Source organism: Agromyces sp. Y558, assembly GCF_059445415.1.
The window spans coordinates 1,864,350-1,881,583 of sequence record NZ_JCAIUH010000001.1 but is presented as its reverse complement, the minus strand read 5'-3'; the positions used below and the strand labels follow the sequence as shown (position 1 = coordinate 1,881,583).

Below are 17,234 nucleotides of genomic sequence, written 5' to 3'. Positions count from 1 at the left end.
TCGGAGCTCAGGAGCCGGATCGCGCGTCGCGAAGCATTCCGGCGACGACGAGTGCAACCGCACCGACGAGCACGAGCAGCCAGAGCCCGAGCGCATAGGAGTTCGTCTCCGGATGGTACGTGGCGCCCATCACGAGCGGGGGGAAGTAGCCGCCGAGGCCGCCCGCGGCTGCCACGACGCCGGACACCGCGCCGACCTTGTCCTTCGGAGTCGACGGCCCCACCCAAGCGAAGACCGCACCCATGCCGAGTCCCATCGCCGCAGCCATACCGATGAAGACGGCGCCGGTGAGCACCCCTTCGGCCGGCTGTTGGCCCACGATGTAGGCCAGCGAGACGATGCCCGCGAGCGAGATGAGGGAGACGATCTTCGGGCCGAATCGGTCTGAGAGCGCTCCGCCGATCGGGCGGGCGACCACCGCCGCCAAAGCGAACAACGCAGTGCGGGTGCCCGCGCCGATCGGATCGACGTCGTCGGGGTAGATCGTGGTGAGGTACTTCGGCAGGAACGTCGCGAAGGCGACGAAGCCGCCGAACACGATGCCGTAGAGGAACGCCATCGCCCAGGTGACGCGGAGCCGCAGCGCTCCCATGACCTTGGGGACGAGCCGCTGACGGCTCGGCTCCCACTCGGGCGAGTCCCGCAGGAACACCCACACCACGATCGCGGTCGCCACCATGATCGCCGCGATCAGCAGGTGCGTCGGCAGGTATCCGATGCTCTCGGCCAGTCGCGGCGTGAAGAATGACGCGACCGCGGTGCCGATCATGCCCATGCCGAACACGCCCGTCGCGAACCCCCGACGTTTCGCCTCGTACCAGGCACTCGAGAACGGAACACCGACGGCGAAGATCGTGCCGGCGACGCCCAGGTAGAAGCCCGCGACCATCAGCAGCGGGAAGTTCTGCAGCACACCGGCCAGGGCGACCAGAAGCACGGCCGGAACCGAGCCGAGCAGCACGAAGGTGAACATCTTGCGTCCGCCGAACCGGTCAGTGAGTGCACCGACGACGACGCGGCCGAGCGCACCGACCAGCACCGGCATGGCGAGCATGAGCGAGATCTGCCCCTCGTCGAGCCCGAGTTCGGTCGCATAGGTGTTCTGCAGCGGCGCGATCACCATCCACGCCCAGAAACCGATCGTCGAGGCGAAGGTCGCCAAGAGCACTTGACCGAGCTGCCCCCGCAGTCCGGTGCTTTTCTGTTTCGACGACGATTCGTTCATGCTGCCCCCTCGGCACACTGGAGATCGTGACGTTCCTGAGGCAGACAGTACACAGCGACGGCCGGGAGCGCACGCGTTCGCCACACGGCTCGAACGTGCGGCGACGCGCTGATACGCACGAGTCACTTCCAATTCGGCGGATCGCCGAGCACAATGACCGTAGGACGTGTCGGAACGCGGCCGTGGCCGACGCGAAGCACCAGCTGAAACGAGGAGGCTTCGATGAGCCGAACGCCCAGCCCTGCAGTCGAACCCGCCACCGATGGCCCGCTCGCCGACGCCCTCGTGAAATTCGGCCGGTTCCTCCGGCCTGGCGAGGTCTCGCCCGACCTCCGCACGGTCACCCTCGAGGGAGGGCGCCAGGGCGACATCTTCTACCGCGACCGCTGGTCGCACGACAAGGTCGTGCGTTCGACCCACGGTGTCAACTGCACGGGTTCGTGCTCGTGGAAGGTCTACGTGAAGGACGGAATCATCACGTGGGAGACCCAAGAGACCGACTACCCCTCGGTCGGGCCCGACTCTCCGGAGTACGAGCCCCGCGGATGCCCCAGGGGTGCCGCCTTCAGCTGGTACACGTACTCCCCGACCCGGGTGCGCTACCCGTACGTGCGCGGGACACTGCTCGGCCTCTACCGCGCGGCGAAGGAACGGGTCGGCGGCGACCCCGTGCTCGCGTGGGAGTCGCTCATGGCCGACGACGCGGCATCCCGCAGCTACAAGCGCGCCCGCGGCAAGGGCGGACTCGTGCGGGCCTCGTGGGACGAAGTGCTCGAGATCATCGCGGCCGCCCACGTGCACACGATCAAGGTGCACGGCCCCGACCGGGTCGCGGGCTTCTCGCCGATCCCCGCGATGTCGATGGTCTCCCACGGCGCCGGATCCCGGTTCATCAACCTCATCGGCGGCACCATGCAGTCGTTCTACGATTGGTACGCCGACCTGCCGGTCGCGAGCCCACAGGTGTTCGGCGACCAGACCGACGTTCCCGAGTCGGCCGACTGGTGGAACTCCACGTACCTCATGATGTGGGGCTCGAACGTGCCGGTCACCCGCACCCCCGACGCCCATTTCATGACCGAGGCGCGCTACCGCGGCCAGAAGGTCGTGACGGTCTCGCCCGACTACGCCGACAACACGAAGTTCGCTGACGAGTGGCTGGCCCCGCACCCCGGCACCGACGGCGCACTCGCGCTCGCGATGGGTCACGTGATCTTGCGCGAGTTCCTCGTCGAGCGGCGCACCGAACGCTTCGAGCAGTACCTGAAGAGCTATGCGGATGCTCCGTACCTCGTGAGCCTCCAGCCGCGCGGCGACGGCTTCGTGCCGGGCAAGTTCCTGACCGCGTCCGACCTCGGCGGGGCGGCGGCCGACGTCGACAATCCGCAGTTCAAGACGGTGCTGATGGGAGGCGACGGCGAACCGGTCGTGCCGAACGGTTCGCTCGGGCATCGCTTCGGGACATCCGATCAGGGCAAGTGGAACCTCGATCTCGAAGGGGTCGACCCGAAGCTCTCGATCATGGACGGCACCGGCTGGACGGGCGGAACGGCGGCAGTCGACCTGCCGCGCTTCGACGTTGCGCCCGAGCCGGGCGCCGAACAGGAGGGCGGATCCGGCATCGTGCGCCGCGGCGTGCCCGTCGCGAGCGTCGCCGGGCGCACTGTGACGACCGTGTTCGACCTGCTGCTCGCCCAGTACGGGGTCGGCCGCGAAGGGCTCCCGGGGGTCTGGCCGACCGGATACGACGATGCGTCGACACCCGGCACTCCGGCCTGGCAAGAGGAGATCACGGGAGTGCCGGCAGAGAAGGCGGAACGCATCGGGCGCGAGTTCGCCGACAACGCCGAACGCTCGGACGGCCGCTCGATGATCCTCATGGGCGCGGGAACCAACCACTGGTTCCACTCCGACACGATCTATCGCACCTTCCTCGCCCTGACCACCATGACCGGGTGCCAGGGCGTGAACGGCGGCGGCTGGGCGCACTACGTCGGCCAGGAGAAGGTGCGCCCCGTCACGGGATACACCCAGTACGCCACCGGTTCCGACTGGTCGCGCCCTGGCCGCGCCATGATCGGCACCGCATTCTGGTACCTCGCCACCGACCAGTGGCGCTACGACGGCCTGCCGGCCGATCAGCTCGCCTCCCCGCTCGCCGCGGGCCTCTTCGAGGGTCGCACCACCGCGGACTGCCTCGTCGAGTCGGCCAAGCGCGGCTGGATGCCGAGCTACCCGACCTTCGATCGCAACCCGCTCGACCTCGTCGACGACGCCCGAGCCGCCGGCAAGGAACCTGCCCAGTACGTCGTCGACAGCCTGAACGACGGCTCGCTACGGTACGCGTGCGAAGACCCCGACGCCCCGGAGAACTTCCCGAGGGTGCTGAACGTGTGGCGGGCGAACATCCTCGGCTCCTCGGGCAAGGGCAACGAATATTTCTTGAAGCACCTGCTCGGCACGGATTCGGCGGTGCGCGCTGCCGAGGCATCCGAAGACCGCAGGCCGAAGACGATCGACTGGCGCGATGACGCCCCAGCGGGCAAGCTCGACCTGCTCGTGACGACCGATTTCAGGATGACGTCGACCACGCTCTTCTCCGACGTCGTGCTGCCGGCGGCGACCTGGTACGAGAAGTACGATCTCTCGTCGACCGACATGCACCCCTTCGTGCACTCGTTCAACCCGGCGATCGCCCCACCCTGGCAGACGAAGACCGACTTCGAGATCTTCCACCTCATCGCGGGACGCTTCTCCGAGTACGCGGCGACGCACCTCGGCACCCGTGAAGACCTCGTCGCCGCACCCCTCATGCACGACACCCCCGACGCGATGGCGACCCCGCACGGCACGGTCGAGCACGATCTGCCGCTCGTGCCGGGCGTGACGATGCCGAAGCTCATCGTCGTCGAGCGCGACTACACGGCGATCGCCGACAAGATGGCGACCCTCGGCCCGCTCGCTGTGAAAGCCGGCATGACGACGAAGGGCATCGTCTTCGATCCGACACCCGAGGTCGCCGAGCTCGGGCGCCTGAACGGCGTCGCCCGGGCGGGCGCCGGGGCGGGGCAGCCGCTGCTCGACACCGACGTGAAGGCCTGCGAAGCGATACTCGCCCTCTCGGGCACCACCAACGGACGACTCTCGGTGCAGGGCTTCCGCCAACTCGAGCAGAAGACCGGACAGCAGATCGCGCAGCTCTCCCTCGACCACGAGGGCACGCGGATCCGCTTCGCCGACGTACAGGCCCGCCCCGTCTCGGTCATCACGAGCCCCGAATGGTCGGGTTCGGAGCACGGCGGACGCCGCTACACCGCCTTCACGATCAATGTGGAACATCTGAAGCCGTGGCACACGCTCACCGGCCGCCAGCACTTCTTCCTCGATCACGATTGGATGGCCGAGCTCGGCGAGAACCTGCCGATCTACCGGCCGCCGCTCGACCTGGCGCGACTGTTCGGAGATTCGCCACCGGTCGGTTCGACGAAGCCGAGCGGCGACCCCGCGGCCGCCGGTCATGCCGAGGTCGCCGTGCGCTACCTCACCCCGCACTCGAAGTGGTCGATCCACTCCGAATATCAGGACAACCTCTTCATGCTCTCGCTCTCACGAGGCGGCCCGACGATCTGGATGAGTCCACAGGACGCAGCGAAGATCGGCGTGCGCGACAACGAGTGGATCGAGTCGTACAACCGCAACGGCGTCGTCGTCGCGCGTGCGATCGTCTCTCACCGCATGCCGGAGGGAACCGTGTACATGTACCACGCGAAGGATCGAACGGTCGATGTGCCGCGCACCGAGACGAGCGGCCAGCGCGGCGGCATCCACAATTCACTCACCAGGGTGCTCCTGAAACCGAGCCACCTCATCGGCGGCTACGCGCAGCTCTCCTTCGCCTTCAACTATCTGGGGCCGACCGGCAACCAGCGGGACGAGGTCACCGTGATACGCCGTCGCAACCAGGAGGTCGTGTACTGATGTGTCGAGTACTGATGATGGGGGCGATCAGATGAAGGTCATGGCTCAGATGTCGATGGTGATGAACCTCGACAAGTGCATCGGATGCCACACCTGCTCGGTCACGTGCAAGCAGGCCTGGACGAACCGCTCGGGGGTCGAGTACGTCTGGTTCAACAATGTCGAGACGCGGCCCGGAGTCGGGTATCCGCGCGGGTACGAAGACCAGGAGAAGTGGGGCGGCGGCTGGGTGCGCACGAAGCGCGGGCGCCTGAAGCTCAGGAGCGGCGGGCGATTGAAGAAGCTCGCGACGATCTTCTCGAACCCGAAACTGCCTGAGATCCACGACTACTACGAACCGTGGACCTACGACTACGACATGCTGCTGAACGCCCCGGCGGGCGAGCACACCCCGGTCGCCAAGCCGAAGAGCCTGCTCACCGGTGAAGACATGAAGATCTCCTGGTCGGCGAACTGGGACGACGACCTCGGCGGCTCAGGCGAGACCATGGCGCAGGACCCCATCCTCCAGCACATGTCCGAGCACGTCGCAGCGGAGTTCTCGGACACCTTCATGTTCTACCTCCCGCGCATCTGCGAGCACTGTCTGAACCCCTCGTGCGTGGCATCCTGCCCCTCCGGGGCGATGTACAAGCGCGAGGAAGACGGCATCGTGCTCGTCGACCAAGACCAGTGCCGCGGGTGGCGCATGTGCGTCTCAGGATGCCCGTACAAGAAGGTGTACTTCAACCACAAGACCGGCAAGGCCGAGAAGTGCACTCTCTGCTACCCGCGGCTCGAGGTCGGCCTGCCGACCGTGTGCTCCGAGACCTGCGTCGGGCGCCTGCGCTACCTCGGCCTCGTGCTCTACGACGCCGACAAGGTGGCGGCCGCCGCGAGCGTCGAGAACGAGCACGCGCTGCTCGACGCCCAGCGCGACGTCTTCCTCGACCCCCACGACCCGGCCGTCATCGAAGCCGCGCGCGCCGAGGGCATTCCCGAGGACTGGATCGACGCGGCCCAGCGCAGCCCCATCCGGCGCCTCATCAGCGAGTACAAGGTGGCGTTGCCGCTGCATCCCGAGTACCGCACGATGCCGATGGTCTGGTACATCCCCCCGCTGTCTCCCGTCGTCGACGTGGTCGCCTCCTCGGGCAGCGACGGAGAAGACGCGAAGACCCTGTTCGCCGCGATCTCCAAGCTGCGCATCCCCCTCGAGTACCTCGCCGGGCTCTTCACCGCGGGCGATACGCGGCCCGTCGAGGCGTCGCTGCGCAAGCTCGCCGCGATGCGCTCGTACATGCGGGGCATCAACCTCGGCGAGGGCAAAGACGAGCGCATCGCCGATGCCGTGGGCATGACCGGTGAAACGCTCGAGGAGATGTACCGGCTGCTCGCGATCGCGAAGTACGAGGAGCGCTACGTCATCCCGGCCGCCCACACCGAGCAGGCGCGCGAGCTCGACGAGCTCGCCTGCTCGCTCGACTACGACGGCGGCCCCGGCATGGGCGGTGCCGGGCCCTTCGGGTCGTCCAGCGGCGAGCAGGTGCCGGTCGCGGTCGAGAACTTCCATGCACTGAAGAACCGGCAGACCGCCGACCGCCCCTCGACGCCGGGCCGGGTGAACCTCTTGAACTGGGACGGAAACGGATCAGCGGGTGGGCTGTTTCCACCGAAAGGCAAGGGCAAGGGCGAAGGCGAGGGTGAGCAATGAGCACACGACTGCGCCTGCCGATGCAGATCACCCTGAATCGGATGCCGCGGCCGACGAAATCCCTGACGCTCACGCGCGATCAGCGGAATGCGTCGCAGATGGCGGCCTCGCTCCTCCTCGACTATCCAGGACCCGGCTTCGCCGCACGGCTCGGCCCGATCGGCGCAGCCGTCGCTTCGCTGCCCCGGCCCATCGCCGGCGAGTTCGCCATCTTCCTCGACCATGCGCGCGCCACGCCGCAGACCGAACTCGAAGCGCAGTATGTGGCGACGTTCGACGTCAAACGCAAGTGCTGCCTCTACCTCAGCTACTACACGGCCGGCGACACCAGGCGGCGGGGCACTGCGCTCGTCGCGTTCCTCGAGGCGTACCGGGCAGCGGGGTGGGAGTTCGATGCCGACGAGCTGCCCGATTTCCTGCCGGCCGTGCTCGAACTCGCGGCGCGCAGCGACTCGCCCGTGGCATCCGAGCTGATCGCATCGCATCGTGAAGGACTCGAGGTGCTCCGCACCGCGCTCGAACGACTCGACAGCCCGTACGCTGCGGTCGTTCGCGCCGTGTGCCGCTCGCTTCCCGAGATCGACGACGCGACCCGCGAACGCGTCCTCGCGCTGATCGATGAGGGGCCCCCGACCGAGACGGTCGGACTTTCGTTCCTCGGCAATCTGCCGCCGTTCACCCCGGCCGGGGGCCCGCCGGAGGAGGTCCGCACATGAATGCATTCGAGATCGTGCTGTGGGTGGCGCTGCCCTACGCCGCGTTCGCCGTGTTCGTCGTCGGCCACGTCTGGCGGTACCGCTACGACAAGTTCGGCTGGACCACGAGGTCGAGCCAGGTGTACGAGAACCGGCTGCTGCGCTGGGGGTCGCCGATGTTCCACCTCGGCATCCTCTTCGTCATCGCCGGACACTTCGTCGGCCTCATCATCCCGCGCGAATGGCTCTACGCCATCGGCATCGACGAGCACATGTACCACATCGGTGCGACCACGCTGGGCACTGCTGCCGCGGTGCTCACGATCGCGGGACTCGTGATCCTCATCTACCGACGCCGCACGGTCGGCCCGGTGTTCCTCGCGACGACCACGATGGACAAGGTCATGTACGTCTTCCTGGGCGCCACGATCGCGTTCGGCACGGCCGCGACCGTGCTGCACCAGTTGCTCGGGCCCGGTTACGAGTACCGCGGCACGATCGGGCCGTGGATCCGCAGCCTGATCGGCCTGCAACCGCAGCCCGAACTCATGGCCGACGTGCCGCTCTCGTTCCAGCTCCATGTGGTCGCCGCGACCCTGCTCTTCGCCCTCTGGCCGTTCACCCGGCTCGTTCACGTCTTCTCCGCACCGGTCGGGTATCTCTTCCGCCCCTACATCGTCTACCGTTCGCGCGATGCGCAGCGGCCGAATCGGCCCACCCGCCGCGGATGGGAGCCAGTGGAGCAGCCCGACCCCGAGAAGCTCACCCGGCTCTGAACGGCAGCTGGTCGTTGAGCGGCAGCTGGTCGCGCATCTTGCTTGCAATTCCGCAGCTGCGGATCTAACGTCGATTTCGTGACGCATTATCGGATCAGCGAAGCTGCCTCGCTCGTCGGCGTCAGCGACGACACCGTGCGCCGATGGGTGAACGACGGCCTCCTGACTGCGAGCAGAGACGCGTCAGGCCGTCAGGTCGTGCCGGGCGCCGAGCTCGCTGCCCGGGCGGTCTTGATCGCGACGGCACCCGCCGACCGCAGCCAGGTGCAGCGCAGCGCCCGCAATCGCTTCGTCGGTCTCGTCACCCGGGTCGAGATCGACGGCCTGATGGCACAGGTCGAGCTGCAATGCGGCCCGCACCGGGTCGTCTCGCTGATGTCGGCCGAAGCGGCACGCGAACTCGCCCTCGACGTCGGCTCCCGGGGCGTCGCGGTGGTCAAGGCGACCATGGTCGCGATCGAGACCGACAAGGACCCCGTCGAATGACACGTCGCGCCCGCTCGGCAGCAGCGACCGTGACAGCCGCCGCGGCTGCCACCGCCGCCCTCGTGCTCGCGCTCACCGGTTGCGTCGTCTCCGACGGTGCCCCCGGGGCATCCGCGCAGCCAGAGACTGCGCCAGCGACCGAGCTCGAAGGGGAACTCACCATCTTCGCCGCCGCATCGCTCGGCGGCGCCTTCGATGAGCTCGCCACGCGGTTCGAGCAGCTGCATCCGAGCCTCGAGGTCGCGCCCATCAGCTACGACGGCTCCTCGGTGCTCGCCACCCAGCTCATCGAGGGTGCACCGGCCGACGTGTTCGCCTCTGCCGACGAGAAGAACCTCGACAGGGTCGTTGCCGAAGGTCTCGTCGAGGGCGAAGCCGAGACCTTCGCCACCAACGTGCTCGAGATCGCGGTGCCACCGGGCAATCCGCTCGGCATCGATCGTCTCGACGACCTGGCAGATGCGACGGCGAACGGCGCCGCGCCGATCGTCGTCGTCTGCGCTCCCGAGGTGCCGTGCGGTAACGCGGCGGTCACCCTCCTCGAGCGGGCCGGCGTCGACCTGGTGCCCGCGAGCGAGGAGCAGAACGTCACCGCCGTGCTCACGAAGGTGCGCGCCGGCGAGGCTGACGCCGGGCTCGTCTACGTCACCGATGTGCTGGCCGCGGGCGACGAGGTCGCGGGGGTCGCAGGGGTCGAGATCGAAGGTGCGGATGCCGCGACCAACGTGTACCCGATCGCCGCGCTCACGGGGGCGGCGAACCCCGAGGCTGCTGTGGCCTTCATCGCCTTCGTGCGCTCGGCCGAGGGCGTCGAGGTGCTCGCCTCGTTCGGCTTCGGGACGCCGTGACGACTCTTCTCCAGACATCGCACCGCGGCGGCTCCGAGCGCTTCGGCCCCGGCCGCGGCGCAACGCGCCTTCCCATCTGGCTCGTCGCGCCCGCCGCACTCGGCGGCGCGGTGCTCGTGCTGCCCATCGCGGCGCTCCTCGTACAACTCGACTGGGCGAACGTCCCGGCCGCGATGGGCTCCCCCGCAGCGCTCGAGGCTCTGTCGCTCTCGCTCATGACCGCGACGATCGCCACCCTCTGCTGCGTCATGCTCGGTGTGCCGCTCGCGGTCGTCATCGCCCGCAGCGCCCCGGCCCTCGGCGCGGTGCTGCGCACCCTGACCACGCTCCCCCTCGTGCTGCCGCCGCTCGTCGGCGGCATCGCCCTGCTCGCGCTCCTCGGCCGCAACGGGATGCTGGGCGACTCGCTCGCCCTGCTGGGCCTGCGTATCCCGTTCACGACCGCGGCGGTCGTGATCGCACAGACCTTCGTCGCCCTGCCGTTCCTCGTGATCTCGGTCGAGGGGGCACTGCGCAGCTTCGGGACCCGGTACGAGGCGGTCGCCGCGGGCCTCGGCGCCGGCCGCTTCACGGTGTTCCGTCGCGTCACCTTGCCGCTCGTCGGTCCGGGGCTGCTCGCCGGCACCGTGCTGTGCTTCGCGCGCGCACTCGGCGAGTTCGGCGCGACGGCGCTGTTCGCGGGGAACGCGGCCGGAGTCACCCGCACGATGCCGCTCGCGATCTACACCGCCTTCAATGGCGCAGGCGTCGGCGAAGACACGGCGATCGCCCTGTCGCTCATGCTCATTCTGGTGGCGGTCGCCGTGCTGCTCTCGATGCGGGCCTGGCGAGAGGATGCCACGCAGTGAGCACGCCGCCCGCGCAGCGCATGGCCGCGGCAAGCACGCTCGCCGTCGAGGTCGTCGCCGGCCGCGGCGACTTCACGATCGACGTCGCGCTCGGCGTCGGGGCGGGCGAGACGCTCGCGGTGCTCGGCCCGAACGGCTCGGGCAAGTCGACGCTGCTCGCGATCATCGCCGGGCATCTCGCGCCGACCGCGGGAACGGTGCGGCTCGGCGGTCGCACCCTCGTTGCACGACGAAGCGACGGCAAGGTCGATTCGCTTCCGATCGAGCGCCGGAGGGTCGCACTGCTCGGCCAGGAGGCGTTGCTCTTCCCCCACCTCACTGCCCTCGAGAACATCGCATTCGGCCCGCGGGCGACAGGCGCGCCGGCCGCCGACGCACGTCGCAGCGCCCTCGGCATGCTCGACCGGTTCGGTCTCGCCGAGTTCGCCCGCCGCCGACCGCGGGAGCTCTCCGGCGGTCAGCAGCAGCGTGTCGCGATCGCCCGGGCGCTCGCCTCGCGCCCCGACGCGTTGCTCCTCGACGAACCGTTCGCCTCGCTCGACGTGCAGACCGCCGCCGAGATGCGCAGCGTCATCGCCGAACAGCCCGGCGATCGGCCGATCCCGACGCTCCTCGTCACGCACGACCCGCTCGATGCGATCATGCTCGCCGATCGAGCCGCGATCCTGCAGTCGGGCCGAATCGTGGCGGAGGGGCCGACCGCCGAGGTGCTCGGCCACCCGGCAACGCCGTTCGCAGCCGCCCTCGCCGGCGTCAACCTCGCCACGGGCATCGGCACCGCCGACGGCTCGGTCGAGGTGACCGGACCGCGTGGCGCGCGACTCGTCCTCCACGCCGCCACCGGCAGCGTCGACCCGGGAGGCAAAGCTTCGGCGGTGTTCAGCCCGGGGGCCGTGCACGCAACTCCCACGGATGAACGGCAGCCAGCGGCATCCGTCGACCCGGTGCCGAACCGCTGGGTCGGAACCGTCTCGTCGCTGCAGAGCGCGCCCGGCGGGGTGCGCATCGTGATCACGGAGCATCCCGGACTCGTCGTCGATGTCCCGTCGGCGGCGGCGGTCGCATTGGGGCTCGCCGCCGAAACCCGGCTCACGTTCACCATCGCCGCGTCGGATGTCTCGGTGAGGGCGGTCGGCTGACCCCTCGGTGTTAGCGTTGACGCCAGACGAGGGGGTGAGCTGTGAAGACCGTGCCCTCAGACGCGCGCTCGGTCGTGCGCCGCCTGCCTGCCACCGGCCGTCTCGCCGACCAGCTCGATCGCCCGATGCGCGATCTGCGGATCTCCGTCACCGACCGGTGCAACTTCCGCTGCGTGTACTGCATGCCGAAGACCGTGTTCGGCCGCGACTACGCCTTCCTCGACCGTGACGAGCTGCTGAGCTTCGAAGAGATCACCAGGCTCGCTCGAGTGGCGGCGGCGCACGGCGTCGAGAAGCTGAGGCTCACCGGCGGCGAACCGCTGCTGCGGCGCGGCCTCGAAGACCTCGTCGCGAGTCTGGCCGAACTGCGCACGCCCGACGGCCGCCCGCTCGAGATCGCCCTGACCACGAACGGCGCCGCACTTGCCGTGAAGGCGGCCTCGTTGAAAGCGGCGGGCCTGACCCGGGTGACGGTCTCCGTCGACTCGCTCGACGACGCCGTGTTCCAGGCGATGAACGATGTGAAGTTCCCGGTCGCACGCGTGCTCGACGGCCTGCGCGTCGCGCACGAGGCCGGACTCGGCCCGATCAAGGTCAACATGGTCGTCAAGCGCGGGCTGAACGATCACGAGGTGCTGCCGATGGCCCGGCACTTCAAGGACACCCCGTACAGCCTGCGCTTCATCGAGTACATGGACGTCGGCAACTCCAACGGCTGGAGCCTCGACGAAGTCGTGCCGTCGTCCGAGATCGTCGAGACGATCGACCGCGAGCTGCCCCTCGAGCCGGTCGGCGCGCGGGCGCCCGGCGAGACGGCCGCGCGCTGGCGTTACCGCGACGGCGGCGGTGAGATCGGCGTCATCTCGAGCGTCACGCAGGCGTTCTGCGGCACCTGCAATCGCGCCCGGATCTCGACCGAAGGGCGGCTCTACACGTGCCTGTTCGCCTCGGAAGGGCACGATCTGCGGGCGCTGCTGCGCGGCGGCATCGACGACGACGGGATCGCGTCGGCCATGGGCGCGATCTGGAGCGCCCGCTCGGATCGCTATTCCGAGGTGCGGTCGAGCCTCACGCCAGAGCTGCGCGCGGCCCTGCCGAAGATCGAGATGTCGTACATCGGCGGCTGAGGCGCGTGCGGGGCCTCAGCTGGGCCGGGCCGAACACCACGCCCGGCGCGCGCGTCAGTACAGCTCACCCGAGATCGAGTCGCGAGGTCAGAGGCCGACCCACTCCGAGACACCGTCGGTGAAGTGCTGTCGCTTCCAGATCGGCACCTCGTGCTTGATGAGCTCCACGAGGCGCTCGCAGGCGTCGAAGGCCTCGGCCCGGTGGGCAGCGGATGCCGCGGCGAAGAGTGCCACGTCGCCGATGCGCAGCTCGCCCACGCGGTGCGCCGCTGCCACGACGAGCCCGGTCTCGTCGGCGATGCGACGCACGCAGTCGGCGAGGAAGCGCTCGGCGTCGGGGTGGCCCCGATAGTCGAGCGCCTGCACACTGCGGCCGCCGTCGTGGTCGCGCACCACCCCGCAGAACATGACGACGGCACCGCTCGAATCGCTCTCGACGGCGGCCCGCACGGCGCCTTCGTCGATCGGCTCCGCCGTGATGACGGCCAGGAGTTCGGTCATGCGCGTCTCGTCTCTCGCGTGTGGTGGTCGATGGTGAGCGGATGCCCCGTGCTCAGCGCTGCACGAGGTCGTCGGCGACCGCCGCGAACGTCACGATGCCGCCCGCGAGGTAGACCACGTCGGAGTGCCCGCGGTCGCTGAGTATTCGCGCCGCGCGCCGCGAGCGCAGGTCCCGTTCGCAGTACACGACGACCGGCCGGGACCCGGGTTCGGGGCCGGCGCCGCCGGCGAGCGCGGCGAGCGGCACGAGCACGCTGTCGCGGATCCGGCCGAGCTCGGCCTCGGCCGGCTCCCGCACGTCGATCAGCGTGATCGGCGCGCCGTCGCGGAGACGCTGCAGGAGCTCGGCGGCGGACACCGCCTGGATCGCCGTCGACCGCCCCTCGGTGGGGATGGTGCCGCAGAACGCCTCGTAGTCGATGAGGCTCGTGATCTCGGGGGCGTCGGCGATCGACTCGTAAGCGATCTCGCGAGACCGGCCCGTCAACGTGTCGACCGTCGTCACCCGGCCGAGCAATGGCTCGCCGACTCCCGTGATGATCTTCACGATCTCGGTGGCCATGAGGCCGCCGATGGTCGCGCACAGGCTCGGCAGCACGCCGCCGAGCTCGCACGACAGCACCTCGTCGGGCGAGGGCGGCACGGGGAAGAGGTCGCGATAGCCGGGGCCGTGCGCGTGCCATGCGACGCCGACCTGGCCGTGGTAGCGGAGGATCGCACCCCAGACGAGCGGCACGCCCGCGAGCGAGGCGGCATCGTTCGTGAGGTACCGGGTCGGGAAGTTGTCGCTGCCGTCGACCACGAGGTCGTATCCCGTGAGGATGTCGCGGATGTTCGCCGAGGTGAGCCGGGTGCGGTGCCGCACCACTCGGCACTCGGGATCGATCGCAGCCACGGTGTCGGCGAGCGAGTCGACCTTCGCCCGGCCGACGTCGGCAACGCCGTGGCTCGTCTGCCGGTGCAAGTTCGAGAGCTCGACGAGGTCGTCGTCGACGATGCCGATGGTGCCGACGCCGGCACCGGCGAGGGAGGGCACGAGGGCGCTGCCGAGGCCGCCTGCGCCGACCACGAGCACGCGCGCGGCGGCGAGCCGACGCTGGGCGAGCTCGCCGAAGCCGGGCAGCATGAGCTGACGGCTGAACCGCGCGATGCGCTCGGGCACGAGCGGCGGGCCCGGCTCGACGAGCGGGCCGGGTCGCGTGCCGGCCTGCGGCAGCGTCGGCGGTTGCATGGACGTCATTGTACGCAGCACCGCCCGGAACGGGCCCCCGAACGACCGCCCGCTCGACCGCCCGCTCGACCGCCCGGTCGACCGCCCGATCGTCTGCGCGATCCCCTCACCGCCCCGACCGGGCGGGGTAGCATCGTGGGCATGACCCTCGTGACCGTGCGGTACTTCGCCGCCGCCGCCGAAGCGGCCGGTCTCGACGAGGAGCACCTCGAATTGGGCGATGCAGCGACACTCGGCTCGCTTCGTGAGCTGCTGGTCGACCGCTACGGCGAGCCGATGGCCCAAGTGCTGAAGTCCGGCTCGTTCCTCGTCGACGGCACCGTGCGACGCGACCCCACCCATCCGCTCGCCGCACAGGTCGACATCCTGCCGCCCTTCGCGGGCGGCTGAGACCGAAGGGGTCGGATGCGCACGTTCGCTGAGCATCAACGCGTCGTTCGCGAGCTCCTGGAGCCGCTGAAGGCGAGGCTCGATGAGCCCGCCGGGTTCGAGGAGGTCTCGATCCTGTCGGGGCGACAGGGAACGGATGCGCTCGGCAGGGTGCTCGCCGTCGACGTCGACTCCCCCACCGACCTTCCGGCGTTCGCCAATTCGCAGATGGACGGGTACGCCGTTCGCTCGGCCGACCTCGCCGGCGCCCGTTCCGACGCACCCGTTTCGCTGCCCGTCGGAACGACGGTGGCCGCAGGCGACCCGGTACGCACTCACGTGCCGGGCACCGCAGGCCCGGTCATGACGGGTGCACCGATACCCGACGGTGCCGATGCGGTCGTGCCGATCGAAGCCGCGGACCCACCCCGGTTCCAAGGGCTTGCTGGCGGTCGCCGCGACGCCGGGCCCGGCACCACCGTCGCCTTCGCCCGGCCGGTCGAACCCGGCACGTTCGTGCGCGATGCCGGCTCCGACGTCGCGCGCGGTGAACGACTCCTTGCCACTGGCATGCGGCTCGGGCCCGCCCAGCTCGGCGCGCTCGCCGCCGCCGGGATCACCCGGGTGAAGGTGCGCCGGCCCGTCGCGGTGCTGCTCATCTCGACCGGTCACGAGCTCCGCCGCCCAGGTGAGCCGCTCGCGTCCGGGCAGATCCACGACTCGAACACCGCCATGCTCGCGGCCGCGCTGCGCGAGAGCGGGGCGAGCGTGCACGAATCGCTCGCCCCTGATGAGGCGAGCGCCGTCCTGGCGGCGGTCGAGGCATCCGCTGGACTCGTCGACCTGGTGGTGACCACCGGCGGAGTGAGCGCCGGTGCGTTCGAAGTCGTGCGCGATGCGCTCGCGCCTCTCGGGGTGGAGTTCGCCAAGGTCGCCCTGCAGCCCGGAGGCCCGCAGGGCGTGGGACTCGCACGAGTGCTCGGCCGTGACGGCGATCCGTTGGCCGTGCCCGTCGTGTCGTTCCCCGGCAACCCGGTGAGCGCCCTCGTCTCGTTCGAGTTGTTCCTGCGACCCGTGCTCCGCGCCTTCGCGGGCCTCGCCCCCGATCGAGCCCGCGCCCGAGTGCGGCTCGCACACGACGTGACCTCACCGCTCGGCCGCCACCAGGTGCGGCGCGGCGTCATCGACGGCAATGGCGACGTCGAGGTCGGCGCGCCGAGCTCGCACCTGCTGCACGCCTACGCGAACGCCACCGTGCTCGTGCACCTTCCCGTGGGAGTCGCCGCCATGCCGGCCGGCGCCCACGTCGACGTCTGGAGGATCGATGACTGAACCACGGCTCACCCACTTGCGCGGTGACGGCTCCGCGCACATGGTCGACGTGACCGACAAGGCGGTGACGCGGCGCACCGCGAGCGCGCAGGCGGTGCTCGTCACTCGCGCCGACGTCGTCGCCGCCATCAGCGATGGCACACTGCCGAAGGGCGAGGCCATCGGCACCGCGCGCATCGCCGGCATCATGGCGGCGAAGCAGACCTCGGCGCTCATTCCCCTCTGCCACCCGCTGCCGCTCACGAAGCTCGACGTCGACATCACGCCCGCGGGCGACCGTGTTCGCGTCGTCGCGACAGTCACCACGAAGGGCGTCACCGGAGTCGAGATGGAGGCGCTGACCGCCGCGACCGTCGCCGCGCTGACGCTCTACGACATGATCAAGGCCGTCGACAACCGGGCGGTCATGACCGACGTGATGGTGCTCGCGAAGGCGGGCGGCAAGAGCGGCGACTGGTCGCGCGAATGACCGAGGCCGAGCGGATGCCGCGCACCGCCGTCGTCATCGTCGCCTCGACCCGTGCGGCCACCGGTGTCTACACCGATCGAACCGGCCCCGTCATCGCGGCGTGGTTCGCCGAGCGCGGCTTCGACGTCGCGCCGCCCGCGGTCGTCGCCGACGGGGAGGCCGTGCGCACGGCGCTGCGCGACGCCGTCGCTGCTTCGCCCTCCGTGATCGTCACGACGGGTGGTACCGGGCTCTCGCCGAGCGATGTCACCCCCGAGGCCACCGCGACCGTGATCGATCGCGAGGTGCCGGGCTTCATGGAGGAACTGCGTCGTCGCGGCGCCGCGACGACGCCCACCGCGCTGCTCTCGCGCGGTCTCGCGGGCGCGGCCGGCTCGACGTTCGTCGTCAACCTGCCGGGCTCCGCCGGTGGCGTGCGCGACGGGCTCGCGGTGCTCGGCGAGGTGCTCGAGCACGTGCTCGATCAACTCGCCGGCGGCGACCACCCAGCTGCGGGCTGAGCTCGACGCGCCGTCGA

The 17,234-nt window shown here is 69.8% G+C and carries 16 protein-coding genes; 13 read left to right on the top strand and 3 right to left on the bottom strand.

The genetic code is table 11. The features are described from left to right. Positions 1-7 precede the first annotated feature (7 nt). Positions 8-1,225 carry an MFS transporter gene (locus AC1C2T_RS08870; RefSeq protein ID WP_495385026.1) on the bottom strand — a complete coding sequence of 406 codons (1,218 nt, stop codon included), beginning with the start codon at positions 1,223-1,225 and terminating at the stop codon, positions 8-10. Between the two features lie 222 nt (positions 1,226-1,447). Here AC1C2T_RS08870 and AC1C2T_RS08865 point away from each other — a divergent pair, with 222 nt between their 5' ends. The 9 genes from AC1C2T_RS08865 (at position 1,448) to moaA (ending at position 12,815) form a co-directional block, all read left to right on the top strand. After that, entirely contained in the window at positions 1,448-5,203 is a 3,756-nt protein-coding gene (locus AC1C2T_RS08865; protein WP_495385025.1) for a nitrate reductase subunit alpha, read from the top strand. Between the two features lie 31 nt (positions 5,204-5,234). After that, positions 5,235-6,896, top strand: a complete 1,662-nt coding sequence (narH, locus tag AC1C2T_RS08860) for a nitrate reductase subunit beta (protein WP_495385024.1) — start codon at positions 5,235-5,237, stop codon at positions 6,894-6,896. After that, positions 6,893-7,612, top strand: coding sequence for a nitrate reductase molybdenum cofactor assembly chaperone (narJ, locus tag AC1C2T_RS08855; RefSeq protein ID WP_495362200.1), 720 nt, complete (start codon positions 6,893-6,895; stop codon positions 7,610-7,612). The genes narH and narJ overlap by 4 nt, the downstream gene beginning before the upstream one ends. Next, complete coding sequence (gene narI, locus AC1C2T_RS08850; protein ID WP_495385023.1) at positions 7,609-8,367, top strand: respiratory nitrate reductase subunit gamma; 759 nt, start codon at positions 7,609-7,611, stop codon at positions 8,365-8,367. Before narJ ends, narI begins: the two co-directional genes overlap by 4 nt. Before the next feature lie 78 nt (positions 8,368-8,445). Then, positions 8,446-8,853 (top strand): TOBE domain-containing protein, encoded by a 408-nt coding sequence (locus AC1C2T_RS08845; protein WP_495385022.1) that lies wholly within the window; start codon positions 8,446-8,448, stop codon positions 8,851-8,853. Further along, positions 8,850-9,701 carry a molybdate ABC transporter substrate-binding protein gene (gene modA, locus AC1C2T_RS08840; protein ID WP_495385021.1) on the top strand — a complete coding sequence of 284 codons (852 nt, stop codon included), beginning with the start codon at positions 8,850-8,852 and terminating at the stop codon, positions 9,699-9,701. Before AC1C2T_RS08845 ends, modA begins: the two co-directional genes overlap by 4 nt. Beyond that, entirely contained in the window at positions 9,698-10,549 is an 852-nt protein-coding gene (locus tag AC1C2T_RS08835) for an ABC transporter permease (RefSeq protein ID WP_495385020.1), read from the top strand. Before modA ends, AC1C2T_RS08835 begins: the two co-directional genes overlap by 4 nt. Next, positions 10,546-11,688 carry a sulfate/molybdate ABC transporter ATP-binding protein gene (locus tag AC1C2T_RS08830; protein ID WP_495385019.1) on the top strand — a complete coding sequence of 381 codons (1,143 nt, stop codon included), beginning with the start codon at positions 10,546-10,548 and terminating at the stop codon, positions 11,686-11,688. Before AC1C2T_RS08835 ends, AC1C2T_RS08830 begins: the two co-directional genes overlap by 4 nt. Positions 11,689-11,729: 41 nt before the next feature. Continuing rightward, positions 11,730-12,815, top strand: a complete 1,086-nt coding sequence (gene moaA / locus AC1C2T_RS08825) for a GTP 3',8-cyclase MoaA (protein WP_495385018.1) — start codon at positions 11,730-11,732, stop codon at positions 12,813-12,815. A gap of 87 nt (positions 12,816-12,902) precedes the next feature. Here moaA and AC1C2T_RS08820 read toward each other — a convergent pair whose 3' ends face one another. Both AC1C2T_RS08820 and AC1C2T_RS08815 read right to left on the bottom strand, forming a co-directional pair. Further along, complete coding sequence (locus AC1C2T_RS08820; protein ID WP_495385017.1) at positions 12,903-13,316, bottom strand: molybdenum cofactor biosynthesis protein MoaE; 414 nt, start codon at positions 13,314-13,316, stop codon at positions 12,903-12,905. A 52-nt stretch (positions 13,317-13,368) separates the two neighbouring features. After that, the gene (locus tag AC1C2T_RS08815; RefSeq protein ID WP_495385016.1) at positions 13,369-14,547 is read right to left on the bottom strand and encodes a ThiF family adenylyltransferase; all 1,179 of its coding nucleotides are present in this window, start codon (positions 14,545-14,547) and stop codon (positions 13,369-13,371) included. A gap of 141 nt (positions 14,548-14,688) precedes the next feature. Here AC1C2T_RS08815 and AC1C2T_RS08810 point away from each other — a divergent pair, with 141 nt between their 5' ends. The 4 genes from AC1C2T_RS08810 to AC1C2T_RS08795 are packed head-to-tail and all read left to right on the top strand — an operon-like array spanning position 14,689 to position 17,217. Further along, complete coding sequence (locus AC1C2T_RS08810; protein WP_495362191.1) at positions 14,689-14,937, top strand: MoaD/ThiS family protein; 249 nt, start codon at positions 14,689-14,691, stop codon at positions 14,935-14,937. Positions 14,938-14,952: 15 nt separating this feature from the next. Beyond that, on the top strand, positions 14,953-16,248 hold the full coding sequence (locus tag AC1C2T_RS08805) for a molybdopterin molybdotransferase MoeA (RefSeq protein WP_495385015.1): 1,296 nt from the start codon (positions 14,953-14,955) through the stop codon (positions 16,246-16,248). After that, on the top strand, positions 16,241-16,717 hold the full coding sequence (moaC, locus tag AC1C2T_RS08800; protein ID WP_495385014.1) for a cyclic pyranopterin monophosphate synthase MoaC: 477 nt from the start codon (positions 16,241-16,243) through the stop codon (positions 16,715-16,717). The genes AC1C2T_RS08805 and moaC overlap by 8 nt, the downstream gene beginning before the upstream one ends. Further along, positions 16,714-17,217, top strand: a complete 504-nt coding sequence (locus AC1C2T_RS08795; protein ID WP_495385013.1) for a MogA/MoaB family molybdenum cofactor biosynthesis protein — start codon at positions 16,714-16,716, stop codon at positions 17,215-17,217. Before moaC ends, AC1C2T_RS08795 begins: the two co-directional genes overlap by 4 nt. The last annotated feature ends 17 nt before the right edge of the window (positions 17,218-17,234 follow it).

Bases quoted from the DNA above. Each gene is read 5' to 3' on its own strand.
- AC1C2T_RS08795 (WP_495385013.1), top strand. From the start codon at position 16,714: ATGACCGAGGCCGAGCGGATGCCGCGCACCGCCGTCGTCATCGTCGCC.
- AC1C2T_RS08805 (WP_495385015.1), top strand. From the start codon at position 14,953: ATGCGCACGTTCGCTGAGCATCAACGCGTCGTTCGCGAGCTCCTGGAG.
- narI (WP_495385023.1), top strand. From the start codon at position 7,609: ATGAATGCATTCGAGATCGTGCTGTGGGTGGCGCTGCCCTACGCCGCG.
- moaC (WP_495385014.1), top strand. From the start codon at position 16,241: ATGACTGAACCACGGCTCACCCACTTGCGCGGTGACGGCTCCGCGCAC.
- AC1C2T_RS08870 (WP_495385026.1), bottom strand. From the start codon at position 1,225: ATGAACGAATCGTCGTCGAAACAGAAAAGCACCGGACTGCGGGGGCAG.
- AC1C2T_RS08810 (WP_495362191.1), top strand. From the start codon at position 14,689: ATGACCCTCGTGACCGTGCGGTACTTCGCCGCCGCCGCCGAAGCGGCC.
- narJ (WP_495362200.1), top strand. From the start codon at position 6,893: ATGAGCACACGACTGCGCCTGCCGATGCAGATCACCCTGAATCGGATG.
- modA (WP_495385021.1), top strand. From the start codon at position 8,850: ATGACACGTCGCGCCCGCTCGGCAGCAGCGACCGTGACAGCCGCCGCG.
- AC1C2T_RS08865 (WP_495385025.1), top strand. From the start codon at position 1,448: ATGAGCCGAACGCCCAGCCCTGCAGTCGAACCCGCCACCGATGGCCCG.
- AC1C2T_RS08820 (WP_495385017.1), bottom strand. From the start codon at position 13,316: ATGACCGAACTCCTGGCCGTCATCACGGCGGAGCCGATCGACGAAGGC.
- AC1C2T_RS08815 (WP_495385016.1), bottom strand. From the start codon at position 14,547: ATGCAACCGCCGACGCTGCCGCAGGCCGGCACGCGACCCGGCCCGCTC.
- narH (WP_495385024.1), top strand. From the start codon at position 5,235: ATGAAGGTCATGGCTCAGATGTCGATGGTGATGAACCTCGACAAGTGC.